The organism is Faecalibacter sp. (assembly GCF_057177045.1).
Genome location: NZ_CM169987.1, coordinates 2,823,827 through 2,842,006, shown reverse-complemented (window position 1 = coordinate 2,842,006; position 18,180 = coordinate 2,823,827). Strand labels below are relative to the sequence as shown.

13 protein-coding genes are annotated in these 18,180 nt (G+C 34.8%); 5 read left to right on the top strand and 8 right to left on the bottom strand.

The features are described 5' to 3' along the window. Positions 1 to 110: 110 nt before the first annotated feature. The 3 genes from AC1QSP_RS13235 to AC1QSP_RS13225 form a co-directional block, all read right to left on the bottom strand. Complete coding sequence (locus tag AC1QSP_RS13235) at positions 111 to 608, bottom strand: hypothetical protein (RefSeq protein WP_484079089.1); 498 nt, start codon at positions 606 to 608, stop codon at positions 111 to 113. Positions 609 to 843: 235 nt separating this feature from the next. After that, complete coding sequence (locus tag AC1QSP_RS13230) at positions 844 to 1,374, bottom strand: hypothetical protein (RefSeq protein ID WP_484079088.1); 531 nt, start codon at positions 1,372 to 1,374, stop codon at positions 844 to 846. 219 nt (positions 1,375 to 1,593) lie between these two features. Beyond that, positions 1,594 to 5,190: a protein O-mannosyl-transferase family gene (locus AC1QSP_RS13225; protein ID WP_484079087.1), complete on the bottom strand. Its 3,597-nt coding sequence runs from the start codon at positions 5,188 to 5,190 to the stop codon at positions 1,594 to 1,596. A 121-nt stretch (positions 5,191 to 5,311) separates the two neighbouring features. On the opposite strand from AC1QSP_RS13225, the gene guaB reads away from it, so the two are divergent. Then, a complete protein-coding gene (guaB, locus tag AC1QSP_RS13220) occupies positions 5,312 to 6,772 on the top strand; it encodes an IMP dehydrogenase (RefSeq protein WP_484079086.1) in 1,461 nt (486 codons plus the stop codon). A 127-nt stretch (positions 6,773 to 6,899) separates the two neighbouring features. Here the strand turns inward: guaB and AC1QSP_RS13215 are convergent, their stop codons facing one another. Together AC1QSP_RS13215 and AC1QSP_RS13210 are read right to left on the bottom strand one after the other, a co-directional pair. Further along, positions 6,900 to 8,522 carry a SusD/RagB family nutrient-binding outer membrane lipoprotein gene (locus AC1QSP_RS13215; protein WP_484079085.1) on the bottom strand — a complete coding sequence of 541 codons (1,623 nt, stop codon included), beginning with the start codon at positions 8,520 to 8,522 and terminating at the stop codon, positions 6,900 to 6,902. An 11-nt stretch (positions 8,523 to 8,533) separates the two neighbouring features. Further along, complete coding sequence (locus tag AC1QSP_RS13210) at positions 8,534 to 11,713, bottom strand: SusC/RagA family TonB-linked outer membrane protein (RefSeq protein ID WP_484079084.1); 3,180 nt, start codon at positions 11,711 to 11,713, stop codon at positions 8,534 to 8,536. Positions 11,714 to 11,815: 102 nt separating this feature from the next. Here AC1QSP_RS13210 and AC1QSP_RS13205 point away from each other — a divergent pair, with 102 nt between their 5' ends. Beyond that, positions 11,816 to 12,412 carry a ribonuclease HII gene (locus tag AC1QSP_RS13205; protein ID WP_484079083.1) on the top strand — a complete coding sequence of 199 codons (597 nt, stop codon included), beginning with the start codon at positions 11,816 to 11,818 and terminating at the stop codon, positions 12,410 to 12,412. Between the two features lie 55 nt (positions 12,413 to 12,467). On the opposite strand, the gene coaD is transcribed toward AC1QSP_RS13205, so the two are convergent. Together coaD and AC1QSP_RS13195 are read right to left on the bottom strand one after the other, a co-directional pair. After that, positions 12,468 to 12,935 (bottom strand): pantetheine-phosphate adenylyltransferase, encoded by a 468-nt coding sequence (coaD, locus tag AC1QSP_RS13200; protein WP_484079082.1) that lies wholly within the window; start codon positions 12,933 to 12,935, stop codon positions 12,468 to 12,470. Next, the gene (locus AC1QSP_RS13195; RefSeq protein WP_484079081.1) at positions 12,923 to 13,912 is read right to left on the bottom strand and encodes a D-alanine--D-alanine ligase; all 990 of its coding nucleotides are present in this window, start codon (positions 13,910 to 13,912) and stop codon (positions 12,923 to 12,925) included. The genes coaD and AC1QSP_RS13195 overlap by 13 nt, the downstream gene beginning before the upstream one ends. Positions 13,913 to 14,003: 91 nt before the next feature. Here AC1QSP_RS13195 and AC1QSP_RS13190 point away from each other — a divergent pair, with 91 nt between their 5' ends. The 3 genes from AC1QSP_RS13190 (at position 14,004) to AC1QSP_RS13180 (ending at position 17,480) form a co-directional block, all read left to right on the top strand. Continuing rightward, positions 14,004 to 14,951, top strand: coding sequence for a PASTA domain-containing protein (locus AC1QSP_RS13190; RefSeq protein WP_484079080.1), 948 nt, complete (start codon positions 14,004 to 14,006; stop codon positions 14,949 to 14,951). Positions 14,952 to 14,961: 10 nt separating this feature from the next. Next, positions 14,962 to 16,053 (top strand): RluA family pseudouridine synthase, encoded by a 1,092-nt coding sequence (locus AC1QSP_RS13185; RefSeq protein ID WP_484079079.1) that lies wholly within the window; start codon positions 14,962 to 14,964, stop codon positions 16,051 to 16,053. A 197-nt stretch (positions 16,054 to 16,250) separates the two neighbouring features. After that, positions 16,251 to 17,480, top strand: coding sequence for a DEAD/DEAH box helicase (locus AC1QSP_RS13180; RefSeq protein WP_484079078.1), 1,230 nt, complete (start codon positions 16,251 to 16,253; stop codon positions 17,478 to 17,480). A 41-nt stretch (positions 17,481 to 17,521) separates the two neighbouring features. Here the strand turns inward: AC1QSP_RS13180 and AC1QSP_RS13175 are convergent, their stop codons facing one another. After that, the gene (locus tag AC1QSP_RS13175; protein WP_484079077.1) at positions 17,522 to 18,145 is read right to left on the bottom strand and encodes a porin family protein; all 624 of its coding nucleotides are present in this window, start codon (positions 18,143 to 18,145) and stop codon (positions 17,522 to 17,524) included. Positions 18,146 to 18,180 lie beyond the last annotated feature (35 nt).

Sequence of the window (18,180 nt, the reverse complement as noted above, 5' to 3'; positions counted from 1 at the left end):
ATTTAGATTACACACTAAATTTCAACTTGCGTGCCAAAAAAAGTTAAATATTTTTAATCATTTAATAACCAATGTATTATTTTATTTACACAACAACTCAAATGACAATTTTAGAAATTATAAGCCATACCAAATCCTAAAGATGCCACTTGATATCCAGAAAATCGTACACCTTTGTAATGGGCATACAGATTCACATGATCATTAAAGCGATAACCAATCTTAGGTGTGATGTAATGACTTCCTATTCCTTTTTTTGTCTCCGCAAAAGCATAACCTAAGTCTGCTCCAACATAAAAATTTTGATAAACATCTAGTTCTGCAGTACCTCCAATCATTAAGTATTGGTAACCTTTTTCTTTTGGAATTTTTGAATCTGAATTTAAAATGGAGAAATCATATCCGATTGTCCCCCCCACACGTAAGAAACTTTCAATTTTCCCAAGATATCCAACCGAAACACCTCCGTTAAAAGAAGATTCACTTGCAATAGCTCCTACTGGTATTCCAACATAGACATTGGCTTGAATTGCACCTTTTTTTGAATCCTGTGCAAAAGATAAATTTGCTAATGTGGTAAAACATAAGCATAAAACAAATAACCTCATAACCTAACTAAACTAACCTACGCAAAAATAGATTGATTATGAGGAGGTTATAAAGATTTCGTTATAAATAATTAATAGTCGAAATTTTCTTAAAACTATATAACACTCTATTTTAGAGGGTTATAAATAAATAAAAACTTTCATTTTTATTAAAATTTAACACATCAATAATGCATATAAAAAAAAGGAGACTCCTAAGAGTCTCCTATATTAATGGTTGTTAAATACTTATGTATTAAAATTTGTAAGCAAAACCTACAGATACTGCGTTGAATTTGTAATCAACATAGTCGTTATTTTCAGGACCTGCACTGATTCCTTTGTATCCTACATATAAATCCCAAGTTGGAGCAGCGTATCCTACTTTTGGTTGGTAGAATAATCCACCTTCCATTCCGTCATTTGTAGCGAATGCATACCCTAAATCACCAGCTACGAAAACATTACTTTGACCGAATTCATATTTAATTGTAGCGGCTACTGGAATAAATCCAAAATCTTCACCTTCTACTGTGTAAACATCGTTACCTAATCTATAATCGTAATCTTTTCCAATAAAGTGATCATATCCTGCTTTAATTCCTAATCCTAAATCATTAGCAACTGGCCATAAGTATCCGAAATCAACACCTAAGTTAAAAGAAGAAACATCTGAAGTATCTCCTACTGGAACACCTACGTGCACTGTACCTTCAAAACCAGTTTGTGCATTAACTCCTACTAAACCGATAGCTGCGAAAGCTGCTGCGAAAAATAATTTTTTCATGTCTTTATAATTTTAGTTTCTATTACTTTTTAAAATTTATAATCTAAGTTGCGATTACATTTGACCATATTCCAATTCCCGTGCCAAAATTGACAAAAATGTAAAAAATCATTCGCAATTCCCCTATTTACGAGGGTTTGAAACTTGCATCTTATTGACATAAAAGAAAATAAGACACTTAAAAAAGTGTCTTATCTCCTATTGTATTATTATTTTTGTTTACTGACCTACGATCGAATAAAGGACATCTTGTTGCTTTTTGGCATATATTGTGTCCACTTCTGCAGCTACTCCAATTAAATCATTTAAGAAATTCAATTGATTCATCAATCGGATTTCTTCATTCTTATCGACTTGACCATCGGCAATCACTTCATCATATAATGCTTGAAATTGCTTTTTAAACGGTGCAAAATCCTTTTCGAAAATGGCTAAAGCTTTTTGCTTATCTCCTCTTTCTGAAACGGCAGAAACTTCATTGAATAATGCCATCATTAAATCTTGTTTTGCTGAGGCGATATCACTTGATACAGTTACGCGATATCCTGTAGGTAAACTATCGAAAAATTTAATTTTATCGTTCGCATTTTTACGGACATAATTAAACAATTCTTTCGCTTTTTGATCTTCCCCTGCTTTTAAATATAAACCTGCAATACGGCTTACACCATATCCGATATCGTATTGTGTCCAAGCCGGAATATCTTCCATAATCTTATCTAACACTTGAACTGCTTCTTTTGTTCGTCCTGCTTTTAATAAATCATCTGCTAATCGAACAGCAACATTACGGAACGAAGACGAATAAGCACGTTCTGTCACACTGAAAGAGGCTTTTGGATTATTAAAGCCAGAAGATTTAAATGAGTTGAATACACGTGTTAGCTCATTTAAGTTAGAACCTCCAATAACTCCTCCTTTTCCAAATTCATTATAAATTGGAACGAATTTATATGTTAATCCTGTATTATATAAATAATCATTTAAAAAGAACGTATTTGAAGGGTCTGAAACACCTCCTCCACTAAAGTAAATAGGACGATCCCAATTGTAATTCGCTAACATGGATAACATCATTAAATCACTTTTAAATAAACTTGATTTGGTAATGTTGATCACAATTTCATCCACCATTTTATCTGCATCCTCTTTTGCTACAATTCCATATTTTAAAGCATTCGCTTTATTAACTGGAATTTTGATTTTGCTGACAGGTAAGAAATTTACTGGTCCTACTTGGTATCCAAAATAATCTCCTAAAGCTTTCTTTTCAACGGATTTATTATCTAAAATAAAATCAATGGCTTCTTTAGCAGTCATCGTATCATTCGTGATATAATGCTCTAAAGGAGCTAAACTCGAATAAACTTGAGCGATTTGGTTCATATCCAATTCAGGATCATTTAAAAATTGAGCCGCTTGCTCTGGTGCCATTTGTATTAATTGTGCTAATGGAATTTTTTCTCCATTTGGACCCGTTTTCGTAAATGAATTTAACTGATCAAAAATATTTTTGATCGATCCAGCTACCATAAAAATATTGTCATTCGTTCCGCTCTGGAAATCGGATGGTTTTAGATTCGTAGGAATTCCTTGTGCATTGTATGTACGACGTAACAATTGTTCTAAATTCCATGGTGATGCTGCTAACGTTAAGTTGGCAATTTTTACATCCTCACGGAAATTTTCAGTTTCTTGTAACCCCCATAATGGATAAGTATCATTATCTCCATAGACAAATAAAATAGCGTTTTTATCCAATGGATTGATATAGTTATAAGCTAATGAATAAGCTAATGAACGTTCCGAGCGGTCATGATCATCCCAGTTTTGGAATCCCATTAAAACAGGAATACCTAAGGTGATGACAATAATCCCTCCCGTTAATCCAGTTGTTAATTCTTTTTTCGTCACTTTTTGAATCAAGAAGTAAATTCCTTGAACTCCCAAACCACACCAAATGGCAAAAGCAAAGAACGAACTAACTAACGCATAATCTCGTTCACGAGGTTCGAAAGGTTTTACCGATGTATAGATGATAATACCAATACTTGTTAAGAAAAATAACGACAAAATTGCCCACCAATTCGAAAAATTACGATTCAATTGGAAAAATAATCCGATTAATCCTAAGATTAAAGGCAACATAAAATAAACATTTGTTCCATCATTTACATACTCTGATGGTAATAATGATTGATCACCTAAACGTGGATTATCAATAAAAGGAATTCCAGAAATCCAATTTCCTTTCGTGACTTCAAAGTTTCCTTCTAAATCATTTTGACGCCCTGAGAAGTTCCACATAAAATAGCGTAGGAACATATACCCCACTTGGTAATCCAAGAAATAATTGATTTGTTGAAGTAATGTTGGGGGTTGAATGTCTAAAATTTCATTGTATTTACGAAGATCTGCAACTTTTAATTGTTTTGACTCCTTACGTGCCATCAATTCTGAAAAAGCTTGCTGAGCCCCTTCATCACCAAAATATTCTGCTTTCAATGAGAATTCTGGGAATCCATAAACCGCCGCATAATTTTCCATCACGTTCGGATCTGGATTAAACATTTTAGGGAAAATCTTCGTATACTTTTCGTTATATACATATTCTGAACGATCCGATACTTTAATGTATTTCCCAGTACGGTTATCTTTTACATAATCTGCACCTGTAATCGTTCTTTCATAATTTCCGTTGGCATCACGCTTAATCCCATCATCTGAGATGTGTGCCGTATATACAGGTCCATACATCACAGGCCATGAACCATATTGTTCACGGTTGAAATAATCCAAAACGCCTAAAGCCGTATCAGGATCATTTAAGTTCATATGAGGATTAGCATTGGCACGAATAGGAATTACTAACCAACAAGAAAAACCAACCAACATAAAGGTTACACACCAAGCGATGGTATTCACTAATCCCGAACCATATTTTTTAGATGTTTTAAAAACAGCATATAATAAACCGATTAAAATGACAGAAGCGATAATCGATCCAGAATGGAAAGGCATTCCGAAATTATTCACCACATAAATTTCTGTTTTACCAAAGAAAGTCATCGTCAGAGGGAAGATCACTTTAAAAGTAAAGACTAAGATAAAAAACGTAATGATATTTGCTAGGACAAAACTTTTGACACCAAACTTATATTTGCGGGCATAGTATACATAGCAAACCATAGGCACAGCCAAAATGGCCATTAAATGCACCCCAATGGATAGACCTATAAATAAAGCAATGATGACCAACCATTTGTTTCCTCGCGCTGTATCGGCTACAGGATCCCATTTTGTAATAAGCCAAACAATAACAGCCGTGAAAAATGAGGCCATGGCATACACTTCGCCCTCAGAAGCTGAAAACCAAAAGGTATCACTGAACATAAAAATAGAAGCCCCTACTAATCCACTTCCTAAAGTGATTAATTTTTGATTGCCATTTAAAACAATGTCATCCACTCCTATGGTCATATCATTGGCCTTCGCGAACATTTTACGCGCAAAATAGGTGATGGTCCAAAATAATAACACGATGGTTCCTGCACTAAATAAAGCGGAAGTCGAGTTAATTAAAATTGAATACTTACTACCATCTCCAAATGATAGTCCTGCCCACACTGCTCCAAACAACTGAAACAAAGCTGCTCCCGGTGCATGTGTAATTCCTAACTTTGCTGATGACACAATATACTCACCACAATCCCATAAACTCAGGTGGCGTTCCATGGTCATTAAATATACAATGGCTGCGATGCCGAACATCAACCAACCAAGGATATTATTCCATTTTTTGAAATTTAAATCCATTTTTTCAATAAACTATCTTGCGAAATTAAGGTAAAAATATTGAAAATAATTTTAGATTAATTGTTTTTACTATATTTTGATTAATTAAAGTTTATGCTTTATATTTGCACTGCAAAAAGCAATGCCTTTAACAGACAAAATACTTCAAACGGGCTATACTTTTGACGATGTGTTATTAGTACCTGCCTTCTCAGAGATTTTACCGAACCAAGTATCTCTACAAACACGTTTCACAGACAACATTACTTTAAACATTCCGATTGTATCTGCAGCGATGGATACCGTATCTGAAGCTCGTTTAGCAATTGCCCTAGCGCGTGAGGGAGGATTATCTTTCATTCACAAAAACATGACAATTGAAGAACAAGCCAATGAAATCGATATGGTAAAACGTTCAGAAAATGGAATGATTTCAGATCCTATTACATTATCTAGAAAACATACTTTACGTGATGCAGTTGCATTAATGGAAAAATATAAAATTTCTGGATTACCTGTGATTGAAGAAGATCGTACTTTAGTGGGAATTATTACAAACCGTGATATTCGCTATCAAGTCAACTTCGATCAATTGGTGGAAGAAGTAATGACAAAAGAAAATATCATTACATCAGGTATTGATACGGACTTACATAAAGCAAAATCAATTCTATCACAATATCGTATCGAAAAATTACCAATTGTGGATGAGCACAATAAATTAATTGGATTAATTACGATTAAAGATATCGATAACTTAACAGAGTTCCCAAATGCATGTAAAGATGCTCAAGGTCGTTTACGTGTAGGTGCTGGAGTTGGTGTTGGAGCTGATACGTTAGAACGCGTACAAGCTTTAGTTGCGAAAGGAGTTGATATTGTAGCATTAGATTCTGCACACGGACATTCTGCAGGAGTAATTAATAAAGTTGCTGAAGTACGTCATGCTTTCCCTCATTTAGATATTGTTGGTGGAAATATTGTTACTGCTGAGGCTGCCAAAGCATTGATTGATGCTGGAGCAAATGCATTAAAAGTAGGTGTGGGACCAGGTTCTATTTGTACTACTCGTGTTGTAGCAGGTGTAGGAGTTCCTCAATTATCAGCTATCCATGATGTTTATACATACGCCAAAACAAGAAATGTTTCTGTTATTGGAGACGGTGGAATCAAATTATCCGGAGATATTGTTAAAGCTGTTGCTGCAGGTGCAAACTTAGTCATGTTGGGAAGTTTATTCGCTGGAACAGACGAAGCACCAGGTGAAGAAATTATTTTCCAAGGTCGTAAATTCAAAGCGTATCAAGGAATGGGTTCTTTAGCAGCCATGAAACGTGGATCTAAAGATCGTTACTTCCAATCGGATGCAAAAAAATTAGTTCCAGAAGGAATCGAAGGTCGTGTTCCTCACAAAGGATCTATTGCTGAAGTTGTATACCAATTATGTGGTGGTTTAAGAGCCGGAATGGGATACTGTGGTACGCCAACGATTCAAGACTTAATTGAAAACGGAAAATTCGTTAAAATTACAGGAGCTGGATTAAATGAATCACACCCACATGATGTGGTAATCACAAAAGAAGCACCGAATTATTCAAATTAATTAGAATCATCGATAATACCATTATAAAGCCTGAAGTAATTACTTCAGGCTTTTTTTTTACAAAAACATAAAAAAAACCTCTCCCGAAGGAGAGGTAAAAAATTATAAATTGAGGACTAAATTAAAATTAACGTGCGAAATATAATTTCGAGTTGATTTCATCACCATTCGATAAACGAGATGATGCTTCTAACCAATTCGTTCTATTTAACGTTTGCTGTTTAGTAGGGTATCTTACACGTCCTGGTAAATCTGTTGCAACAACATTACCCGAAATTAATGGCGTGAAAGTATACGTTGTTCCATTTGGACGCGTATTTGTTTCACCTGGCATTAATAAGATTGATGTGTTAGGATATCCCGTTCTTCTGTACTCATTCCAAGCTTCATCAGCATTGTTTAATAATGCAATGTATTTTTGATTCAATACATGCTCTTGAGTAGCTGCTGGTAAATTTGCAATGTAGGCATCAATATCACTTGCTGCTACACCCCAATATTCCATATTAGCACGTACACCTGCTTCATAATTTGCTTGTGACCATCCGTTTAACTCTGATAAAATAAATTCTACTTCAGAATATTCCATTAAAACTTCTGGTTTATTAATTTTCATATAATCATGAGAAAAGAAATTAATATTTGCAGAAGCACCATAGAAAGTATCAACAGAAGGTTGTCCATATGGCATACCTGTATAATCGTCTAAATTACCTTCAACAAGTCCATATCCATTATCATCTATTGGTTTATACCAATTAGTCACATCCTGAAATTGTGTGAAAGTTAAACCTTTAGGAGCTGCAATTTTAAATAGACGTGGGTCTAATCCATACGATCCTGTTTCACCCTTCAATAATTCAATAAAAGTTTGGTTAACGTAAAAATCCGTACGGTTATCCACGTAGAATAATTTCCAGAATGGGTTACCTTCTGCATCGGCTGAACCAAATCTATGAGCTGCCGTATCGGCATTCGAAGTAAATACACCTCCTGCAATTGCTTCGTTGATGTGCGATTGAGCTGCTGGCATTTTTTCTTTTAAACGGTTCGCAATTCTTAAACGTAATGAGTTTGCGAATTTTTTCCATTTAGCAGCATCTCCATTATAAATATTATCTCCGGCAGTAAATACTATTTCCCCTACCACAATTTGATCTGCTGCTTCTTTTAATTCTTTTAATAAATCAGCATAGATTTCTTCTTGTGTTGCATAAGCCGGTACAGTATACGTTTCAATTTGTAATGCCTGAAATCTTGGATTGTCTTTTTGCCCATATGACCAATAAGGAACATCTCCAAAGTGCGTTACTAAATTATCAAATGTATAGGCTAACATAATTCTACTGGCAGCAATTTGATTTTGTAAGTTACCATAAGCAGACATTTGTACAGCTGTTTCTGGATTTTCTACACGATCAATAATATCTTTAAAATTGTTTGCTGAACGATATAAATAGGTCCAACCATTATTGGTTTGTGTATCGCGATATTGATATTTATCTTCTTCTAAGTAATTATTTTGAGAAGAATACTGCATCCATGGAAGTGACATACGAGCTGACCACCATCCATCACGCGTATAATTCATTAAATATCTATTCGCCCCATTAAAGATTGTAGATGTAGGAACAATCTCTGGGTTGTTATTATTTACATTTATAGCTTCTAAATCGTTATCACATGATGTCAGTGTTCCTACTGAAGCACCTAATAACGTGAATAAAACTAATTTATTTAATAATCTCATAACTAATCGAATTAAAATTGTAATTTAAGGTTCATACCATACGTTCTTGTCGATGGTAAAGAACCACCTTCCATACCTTGAATATTTCCACTTCCTCCTGAAGCTTGTTCTGGATCGATGTGTTTATTATCTAATCCCCAAGTTCCTAAGTTTCTACCAAATGCCGAAACAATAACATTTGAGAAAGGCCCTCTTAATTTTTCTGGAAAAGCGTAAGAGATTGTGACTTCTCTTAATTTTACGTAATCTGCATCAAAAACGTTTTGTGCTGTTGGTCCTGCATAATAGTGACCAAAGTAGTTATACGCTGATACATTTGTTGTATTCTCAGCTGTATTCGTTACCGTGTAAGATCCATCTGAATTTCTTACAACTGTACCTGTAACACCTTGTGCAACTACCCCAGTTTCACGTACGTTATTTGCTGCTGTTTCTTCTAACATCCCAGAATAATGACCGAACATGTTTGTTACAGAGAAGTATTTACCACCTTGTTGAATATCTACTAACGCTGATAAAGTAAAGTTTTTATACGTAAACGAGTTACGGATACCCATATTCCAATCGGCAATAATAGACCCTAAGTTTTTCACATCTGATGATAAATATAAACCATTCGCTCCTACTACTTTATTCCCTTCTGAATCATAAATAAAGTCTGTACCACGAATTTGTCCGTATTTTTCACCTACTGCAGCAACTAAAGACGCTTTAAATGGAGCAGATCCAATTTGTAATGTTTCTAAGTCTCCGTATAATTCTACAATTTTATTGTCATTTTTCGAGAAGTTCACGTTAATTCCCCATTCGAAATCATTTGTACGAATTGGAACTACGTTTACCATTGCTTCGATCCCTTTGTTTACAGAACGTCCTGCATTCAAAATTTTAGAAGTTACTCCTGTTTCAGCTCCAAACTCAACACCCATGATTAAGTCTTCCGTTTCTTCGTTGTAGTATGTTACATCAAATCCAAAACGGTTTTTAAAGAATTGCATCTCTAAACCAACCTCCCAAGATGTTTTTGTTTCTGGTTTTAAGAACTGATTTTTCTTTGATAACGACGTTAAGAAATAAGGATATTGATTAAATGATGATCCACTGAATGCTGTATTTTCATACGTATCATAAATTTGATGAGCTGAAGTATCATTACCTGTTTGAGACCAACCTGCTCTTAATTTACCAAATTTCAACCATTGTGCATCAACCAATTGAGAGAACACGAATGATCCCGTAAATGATGGATAGAAATAAGAGTTATTTCCTTTTGGTAATGTTGAAGACCAGTCATTACGTGCAGTTGCTTCTAAGAAGAATGTATCCATAAATCCTAAAGAGGCACTTGCATAAACCGAATTCACACGTCTTTTACTTTTCGAAGTCGTAACAGAAGCTTGTTGATATGAGTTATTGATTGTGTATAACCCTGGAACAATTAATCCACCATTTGTATTGGCATTAAATGCTGAATATGTTTCATGTCTTCTATTTACCCCCGCAAAAGCATTTAAACTAAAGTCACCCCACTTTTTATCTAAGTGTAAACGACCCTCATAGTTCATTTCCGTTCTTTCACGAATATTTTCTGAGTATCCATCTTGCGCTTGAGATCCTACAGCTACACGAGAGTTTATATTTAAAGTGGTATTATCACCATAAACATTCGCTACAGCATAGAATCCAGGTAAGATATCGTATTTTAATTCGAAGTTTCCATAGAAACGATCACGTTGGTCATATGAAGTATTTTCGTATAATAACCAGTATGGGTTATCAGAAAATTTTGGTCTAGCATCATTCCATGCTGTACGGTTCCATGATCTTTGTTCTCCTGACGCTGTTTTATAATTTTTTAAACGATTATAATCCAACTGTACTTGTCCCCATTGATATAATTTTTGTGGAATTGAGTTATCTCCATATCCGAACTCAGGTCGGTTATAACCATTTGTTCTAACATAAGTAATTCCTCCTTTCGCCGTTAATTTATCATTGAATCGTGTTGATAAATTTAAGTTGGCAGTTGTACGCTTTAAACTTGTATTTGGTAAAATCCCTGATTGGTCCACATGAGACAACGACATACGAGCCGAAGTGTTCTCGTATGATTTAGAGAATGACACCGAGTTGGTATACGCTATACCCGTTTGGTATAATGTTTTATAGTTTGCTTGCGCTGGTGACCAAGCTCTTGTTTTTAAATAAGTCGCTGGATCATTGGCGTCAAATGCATCCCAATGTAAAACTTGTTGTCCATCTAAACGAGGTCCCCAAGATTCATCTGCTGCATAGTCAACAATATTATAGTTGATTCCATTAATATTTGCTTGTTGGAATGATTCTTCAAATCCCCCTCCATACAATTGCTGTAATTTTGGTTGAATATTTAAGGACTCGAAAGCAACACCTGTATTAATTATAATTTCATCTCTTCCTTTTTTAGCCGATTTTGTTGTAATCATGATTACCCCATTATTGGCACGAGAACCATATAATGCTGCTGCAGGACCACCTTTTAAAACATTGATCGATTCTACATCATCAGGATTGATGTCAAAAGACCCATCTCCATAATCACGACCTCCAGATCCACCTTGTGTTGAAGTTGAATTGTAGTTTGAGTTATCCATCGGAACTCCATCCACAACAATTAACGGTTTATTTTCACCTGTTACAGATCCAATCCCACGTAAAACAATACGCGCTGAAGTTCCTAAACCAGATGGAGATGTAATTTGCGCTCCGGCAACATTACCCGATAAAGATTGTAAAGCATTTTGTCCACGTCCTTGAGAAATGATATCTCCTTTTACTTCTTGAGAAGCGTATCCTAAAGATTTCTTTTCTCTAGTAATCCCTAATGCAGTAACTACCGCTTCACCTAATTGAATATCTTCTGAAGGAGCAATTGTAACTGAATATGTGTTTTGATCTCCAACCATAAACGTTTGTGTTGGTAATCCAAATGATTCAATTGTTACAACTTCACCTTTATTTGTTTCCACTGAAAACGATCCGTTTTCATCCGTATAAACTTCTTTTCCACCAGAAGTTTTAACTACTGCATCTGCAACTGGAAGACCATCTTGATCTTTTACTGTACCAGTTACAGTCTTTTCTTGTGCGAATAAAGAAGCTCCACAAAGTAAACTTCCTAAGACGAACAAGTTTTTTAAATTTCTCCTCATCTGTTAAAACATTTTTAAAACTTAAATAAACTTAGAAATAAGTTTTGGTTTTTCAAACATAAAATGTCAATTATTTGTTAATTTTGTTAAAAAATTTGATAAATGGATAAATCTTTAACAAATCTTCAATACGAAGTAGGGTGTGATGAAGCAGGAAGAGGATGTTTAGCAGGTCCAGTTGTTGCAGCTGCAGTAATATTAGATTCAGCTTTTAAAAACAGTATCATCAACGATTCTAAAAAGTTATCCGAAAAAAATCGAAAGGAATTAAGACAATATATTGAAGAAAATGCCTTGGCTTGGGCCGTTGGAATTGTTTCACCTCAAGAAATTGATGAGATCAATATTTTGAATGCAAGCTTTCTTGCCATGCATCGCGCCATCGATCAGTTACAAACCCCAATTGATTTAATTGTCGTAGATGGAAACCGATTTAACAAATACCAAGATATTCCTCATGAGTGTATTGTAAAAGGTGATGGAAAATACATGAACATTGCTGCCGCATCGATTTTAGCAAAGACGTATCGGGATGAAATCATGGAGCAATTGGATTTAGAATTTCCGGAATACCAATGGAAGAAAAATAAAGCCTATCCTACAAAAGCTCACCGAGAAGCTATTGCTCAATATGGAACGACGCCACATCATCGTTTAAGTTTTCGATTATTACCCGATCAATTGAGTTTAGATTTATAATAAAAAAAAGGTTGAATGTACATTCAACCTTTTTTATGATTATTCCCTTATTGTATTAAGGTTCGTATCGAACAACATCAGGAACTAAAATCGTATAGTTTCCTCCATTGCGCATTACATCACGTACAATACTTGAGGAAATATATGCTTTTCCTGAAGATGTTAACAAAAATATCGTTTCGATATCATGATTGGTAATGGCACGATTGGTATGTGCAATTGCTTTCTCAAATTCGAAGTCAGCAGGATTTCTTAAACCTCTTAAAATAAATCTAGCATTTTTTTCACGACAGTAATCTACCGTTAATCCTTCATAGACATCAACCTCAACGTTTTCATATTTGGCCACCGATTGTGCAATAAATTCCTTGCGTTGCTCTAGTGAGAACATATAGTTCTTTGAAGAATTGGTTCCAATGGCAACGATAATTTTATCGAATAGCGGAACTGCTCGTTCAATAATATCGATATGTCCAATGGTAATGGGATCAAAAGACCCTGGAAATACTGCTATTCTTGCCATGGTGATTTTCTGTTTAATGCCAATTCAATTTCACTATCCATCAAATCGGATAATTCAATTTTAGAATAAGCGGCTTGTTGGGGAAAGATACTCGCTGGAGAGAAACCTGGTAATGTATTCATTTCTATAAAATGCGGTTCTCCATCAACAATAATATATTCCGAACGAGAGAAACCAGTCATATTTAAAGATGAATAAGCTTTTTTAGCGACCTCTTCTACTCTTTTCGTAACTTCTTCTGGAATACGTGCAGGTGTTATTTCTTGAGATTTCCCTTCGTATTTGGCTTCATAATCAAAGAATTCATTTTCAGAAACAATTTCTGTAATTCCAACCACTTTAATCGCTCCTTGGTAATTCAACACCCCTACAGACACCTCAATTCCATCTAAGAACGATTCGATTAGCACTTCTTTATCCTCTGCAAAAGCTTTAACTAATGCTGCTTCAAAATCTTCAGCAACATTCACACGTGAAATGCCTAAAGACGATCCCGAACGATTTGGTTTCACAAAACATGGAAGACCAACTGTCTGAATAATCTCTTCTACAGAATAATCACCGTCTTTTTGAATATAAACGGATTTAGCATGAGGAATTCCATATTTACTTAAGGCAGCAATACAGTCCTTTTTGTTAAATGTTAAGGCCGATTGATAAAATGGACATCCTGTATAAGGTAAACCAATCAATTCGAAATAGGCTTGTAAATATCCATCTTCACCTGGAGTCCCATGAATGGTATTAAAGACAACGTCGAAAGTATATTTTTCACCATTTTTCATAAAGCTGAAATCTTCTTTCTGAATGGGATATTTTACCCCCTCAATCTCAGCATACCAACCTTCTTTTAAAATACGAACACGCGTTCTTTCGTACTTTTCAGCATTTAAACTTGCGTAGATTAATTCGCAACTTTTCAGTGAGATAACGCTCTCATCTGAATAACCTCCTGCGACTACTGCTACTTTTAACATGATTAGAAATTAAATTTATTCAAATATAGAACTTTGATAATAATCATTAATATTATTTTTAAACTATATTTGTACGTTATTAATAAGATCAATGAATTCAGCGAAATCAATTCTAAAAGTTGTGCTTAACGCAATTATTATCGTTGCACTCTCTTACGGACTGTATCATTTTGTATTTAATATTTGGTTATCAAGTTACACCAACCACAATGAATACGTGGAAGTACCTGATTTATCGAATATGAATATCCAACAAGCTACTCAAATTTTAGATGATTTGGGGCTTACGTATGAAGTCGATTCTGTTCGTTTCGATCCTACTGTAAAACCTTATGCCGTAATGGATTATTACCCTTCATTAAGCGCTAAAGTAAAAGAAGGACGACGAATTTTTATAAAAGCAAATCCTAAAACACATCGTCCGGTAGAATTACCTGATTTAATTGGAAAGTCTAAACGATTGGCTTTAACCCAATTGGATATTTCAGGATTGAAAGTGGGGAATATTATTTATGAACCAGATATTGCTAAAGATGCTGTCCTTAAAATTATCTACAATGGTAAAGTTTTAAAACCTGGAGATATTTTACCTCGCTTTGCAGTGGTTGATTTAGTTTTAGGTCGTGGAATGTTAACTGGAGTTCGTACCCCTCACTTAGTCGGATTAAACTTAACTGATGCAAAGAAAATGATTAAAGATAACTTCTTCGAAGTGGGACAAATCAAATTCTTAGGGGAAAGTAGAGATACTATTGGAGCACGAATTGTTTATCAATTCCCATTCAGTGGAGATGCTTATGATCAAGGACAACCAATTGACATTTGGTTATCCAACAAAACAATGGCTGAGTTAAAAGATCGTATCAAAGAATTAGATCTTCAATACAAGAAATTTGATGAAGATACTATCCAAGGATCGCGCTACTTAGATATGTTAAATAAAAATAATCCTCAACCTAAACAGGAAGAGCAAATTCAAACTACACCAGCTGCGCCTAGTGCACCGACTGTAGTTGAAGAAGAGATTATTATTGAATAAGAAAGAATAAATGACTGAAGATTTTGAAGACTTCTTAGAAGAAGACAACAATAAATTATACGAGCATTTCTCAATAACGGTTGACAAAGGTCAATCGTTATTGCGTATAGACAAGTTCTTAATGGTAAGAATTGAGAATGCGACACGAAATAAAATTCAGCAAGCTGCTGAGAACGGGAACATCTTAGTGAATAATGAACCCGTAAAATCAAACTATAAAGTAAAGCCTGGGGATTTTATTCAGATTATGTTAGAAACTCCTCCCCGTGAGAACGAAGTTTTAGCAGAAGATATTCCATTAAATATCGTTTACGAAGATGATCAAGTTGTAGTTATCGATAAAGCACCTGGGATGGTGGTTCACCCAGGACATGGAAATTACAGAGGAACTTTAGTGAATGCCTTAAAATTCCATTTTGACAATTTACCATCGATGTCGGATCAGATGGAACGTCCAGGATTAGTTCACCGTATCGATAAAGATACTTCTGGATTATTGGTAATTGCAAAGACTGAAGTAGCGATGACTTCTTTAGCTGAGCAATTCGCCAACCACACAACAGATCGTTTATACAACGCGATTGTTTGGGGTGTTTTAGCAGAAGATCATGGTACAATTACAGGACACATTGGTCGTCACTTAAAAGACCGTATGCAAATGGCTGTATTCCCTGATGGAGAGCAAGGGAAACATGCGGTGACACACTACAAAGTGATTGAGAATTTCTCTTATGTAACTTTAGTAGAATGTAAATTAGAAACCGGACGTACGCATCAAATTCGTGCCCACTTTAAACATTTAGGTCATCCGTTATTTAACGATGCCCGCTACGGAGGAGATCGTATTTTAAAAGGAACAACCTTCAACAAATACAAACAATTTGTGGATAACTGTTTTGCTGCTTGTCCACGTCAAGCTTTACACGCCCGTACCCTTGGATTTGATCATCCAACGACAGGGGAAAGAATGTCTTTTGAGTCGCCATTACCAGCAGATATGGTCGATATTATCGAAAGATGGAGAAATTATTCGATTAATTCAGTTCACGCTTCAGAGCCTGATGAACCAATTGATCGAAATGCAAAAGAATTGAAAGATTAATTCAATCTACATATTGAGATAAAGCACTTCATCGAGGAGTGCTTTCCCTCTTTTTTATAATCAATAGCAATTTAGTTTGTTGCGAAAATTCCCTTTGTTCATTGCCTTGGACACAATTATTTTACTTTTACTAAATTTTTTATTGATTAAATCTTTAAAAATTAATGTCCGTTGAGGCATTAGCACAAATCAATAAAATGAAATTTACAGAATTAAATATTATCGCACCTATCCTAAGTGCCATTGAAGATGCAGGTTATACAGAACCTACAGAAATTCAGGAGCAGTCTATTCCTTTGGTTTTAGAAGGCAATGACATTATAGGTTGCGCACAAACGGGAACTGGAAAAACAGCATCATTTGCGATTCCCATTCTACAAAACTTAACGAATACTCCAAGCAAAGGAAAAAAAGTAAGAACATTAATTTTGACGCCGACACGTGAGTTAGCGATTCAGATTAATGACAGCTTTAAATTATACGGAAAAAACTTACCTCTAAAACACCTTGCTATTTTTGGTGGGGTGAATCAAAATCCACAAATTGGAGCGATTAAAAACGGGGTAGATATCTTAATTGCTACACCAGGTCGTTTATTGGATTTGATTGGACAAGGACATTTAAAAATCAATCAAATTGAGATTTTTGTTTTAGATGAAGCCGATCGTATGTTGGATATGGGATTTGTACACGAAATCAAAAAGATTTTAGAAATCATCCCGAAAGAAAGACAATCGTTATTCTTCTCGGCAACGATGCCTAAATCCATTCGTAAATTCTCTCATTCTGTTTTACGTCGTCCAAAAGAAGTAAGCGTAACGCCAGTTTCTTCGACAGCTGAAACGGTGGAACAATTTGTTTACCATGTGGACAAGGATATGAAGGTTAAATTATTGGTGAGTATCTTAAACGATCATCCCGAAGAACGTACTTTAATCTTTACGCGTACAAAACATGGGGCTAATCGATTGGTTCGTCATTTGGAAAAAGCTGGAATTCCATCGGCTGCTATCCACGGGGATAAATCGCAAAATGCACGTCAACGCGCGTTAAATGATTTCAAAGAGGAAAAATTAAAAGTTTTAATTGCGACAGATATTGCTGCGCGTGGAATTGATATTGACCAATTGCCTTATGTGATCAATTATGAATTACCAAATGTACCCGAAACCTATGTACACCGTATTGGTCGTACAGGTCGTGCAGGTCGCGAAGGAAAAGCCATTTCGTTATGTGCAGCAGACGAAAAAGGAGACTTAATGAACATCGAGAAATTGATTGAGGCCTATGTTACGGTCATTAAAACGCCTAAAGAGTTTCATAAAAAACCAGATGCTGAAGTAAAACAAAGCAACTCGAAAACGAAATTCCGTCCAAAGAAAGAATTTTTCAAGACTAAAGGTGATCGTAGAGATCGCAGAAGATAATATCCACTAAAAAAGCACTTCGATTGAAGTGCTTTTTTAGTTTATTTTAAACGGTAATTAATTCCAATACCTACATTGAAATTTTTAATGTAAGTATATTCACTAAATTTTGTAAATCCTAAATCTGCTCTAAGCCCTACATCGAATTTTTTATTCAGATTATAACCTCCACCAAAAACAAATGAAAATTGTAAGTTATTGATATCTTCTAACTTGCCTTCTATTTTAGGAAATTCATTCAATCTATCTTCTGTCGTCCCTTCTATTGAAATTAAATAAGCTATTTGAGGTCCTAATTCAACATAAAATTTTGTAGGTTGATATTTTAGTAGAAGAGGTAACTTCACTAAATTTGTTTTATAATATTCATCAAATCTTGGTTGAGTATTTTCTGGATTTTCTATTCCTCCAAAATATTCTACTGTAGAAATATTTACATTATTAAATCGTTCATACGAATACATTAATTCTGGCTGAAAACTGAATCCATTCTTCATTTGAAGATTATAAAAGCCTCCTATATAAAATCCAAATCTATTTTGATTATCGCCAATTTTAGCATTTGCAATTCCTGTGGTTTGACCTCCACCTTTTACTCCAAATGAGCTCTGTGCAAAGCTCATCGTAGAAGATAAAAGTAAAGCATATAAATAAGTTTTCTTCATATATTTGATTAATATAAAGAAAGTAACGTTTATTC

Coding starts and splice junctions, on each gene's coding strand:
- AC1QSP_RS13175 (WP_484079077.1), bottom strand. CDS start 18,145: ATGAAGAAAACTTATTTATATGCTTTACTTTTATCTTCTACGATGAGC.
- AC1QSP_RS13230 (WP_484079088.1), bottom strand. CDS start 1,374: ATGAAAAAATTATTTTTCGCAGCAGCTTTCGCAGCTATCGGTTTAGTA.
- AC1QSP_RS13185 (WP_484079079.1), top strand. CDS start 14,962: ATGACTGAAGATTTTGAAGACTTCTTAGAAGAAGACAACAATAAATTA.
- coaD (WP_484079082.1), bottom strand. CDS start 12,935: ATGGCAAGAATAGCAGTATTTCCAGGGTCTTTTGATCCCATTACCATT.
- AC1QSP_RS13235 (WP_484079089.1), bottom strand. CDS start 608: ATGAGGTTATTTGTTTTATGCTTATGTTTTACCACATTAGCAAATTTA.
- AC1QSP_RS13210 (WP_484079084.1), bottom strand. CDS start 11,713: ATGAGGAGAAATTTAAAAAACTTGTTCGTCTTAGGAAGTTTACTTTGT.
- AC1QSP_RS13190 (WP_484079080.1), top strand. CDS start 14,004: ATGAATTCAGCGAAATCAATTCTAAAAGTTGTGCTTAACGCAATTATT.
- AC1QSP_RS13195 (WP_484079081.1), bottom strand. CDS start 13,912: ATGTTAAAAGTAGCAGTAGTCGCAGGAGGTTATTCAGATGAGAGCGTT.
- AC1QSP_RS13225 (WP_484079087.1), bottom strand. CDS start 5,190: ATGGATTTAAATTTCAAAAAATGGAATAATATCCTTGGTTGGTTGATG.
- AC1QSP_RS13180 (WP_484079078.1), top strand. CDS start 16,251: ATGAAATTTACAGAATTAAATATTATCGCACCTATCCTAAGTGCCATT.
- AC1QSP_RS13205 (WP_484079083.1), top strand. CDS start 11,816: ATGGATAAATCTTTAACAAATCTTCAATACGAAGTAGGGTGTGATGAA.
- guaB (WP_484079086.1), top strand. CDS start 5,312: ATGCCTTTAACAGACAAAATACTTCAAACGGGCTATACTTTTGACGAT.
- AC1QSP_RS13215 (WP_484079085.1), bottom strand. CDS start 8,522: ATGAGATTATTAAATAAATTAGTTTTATTCACGTTATTAGGTGCTTCA.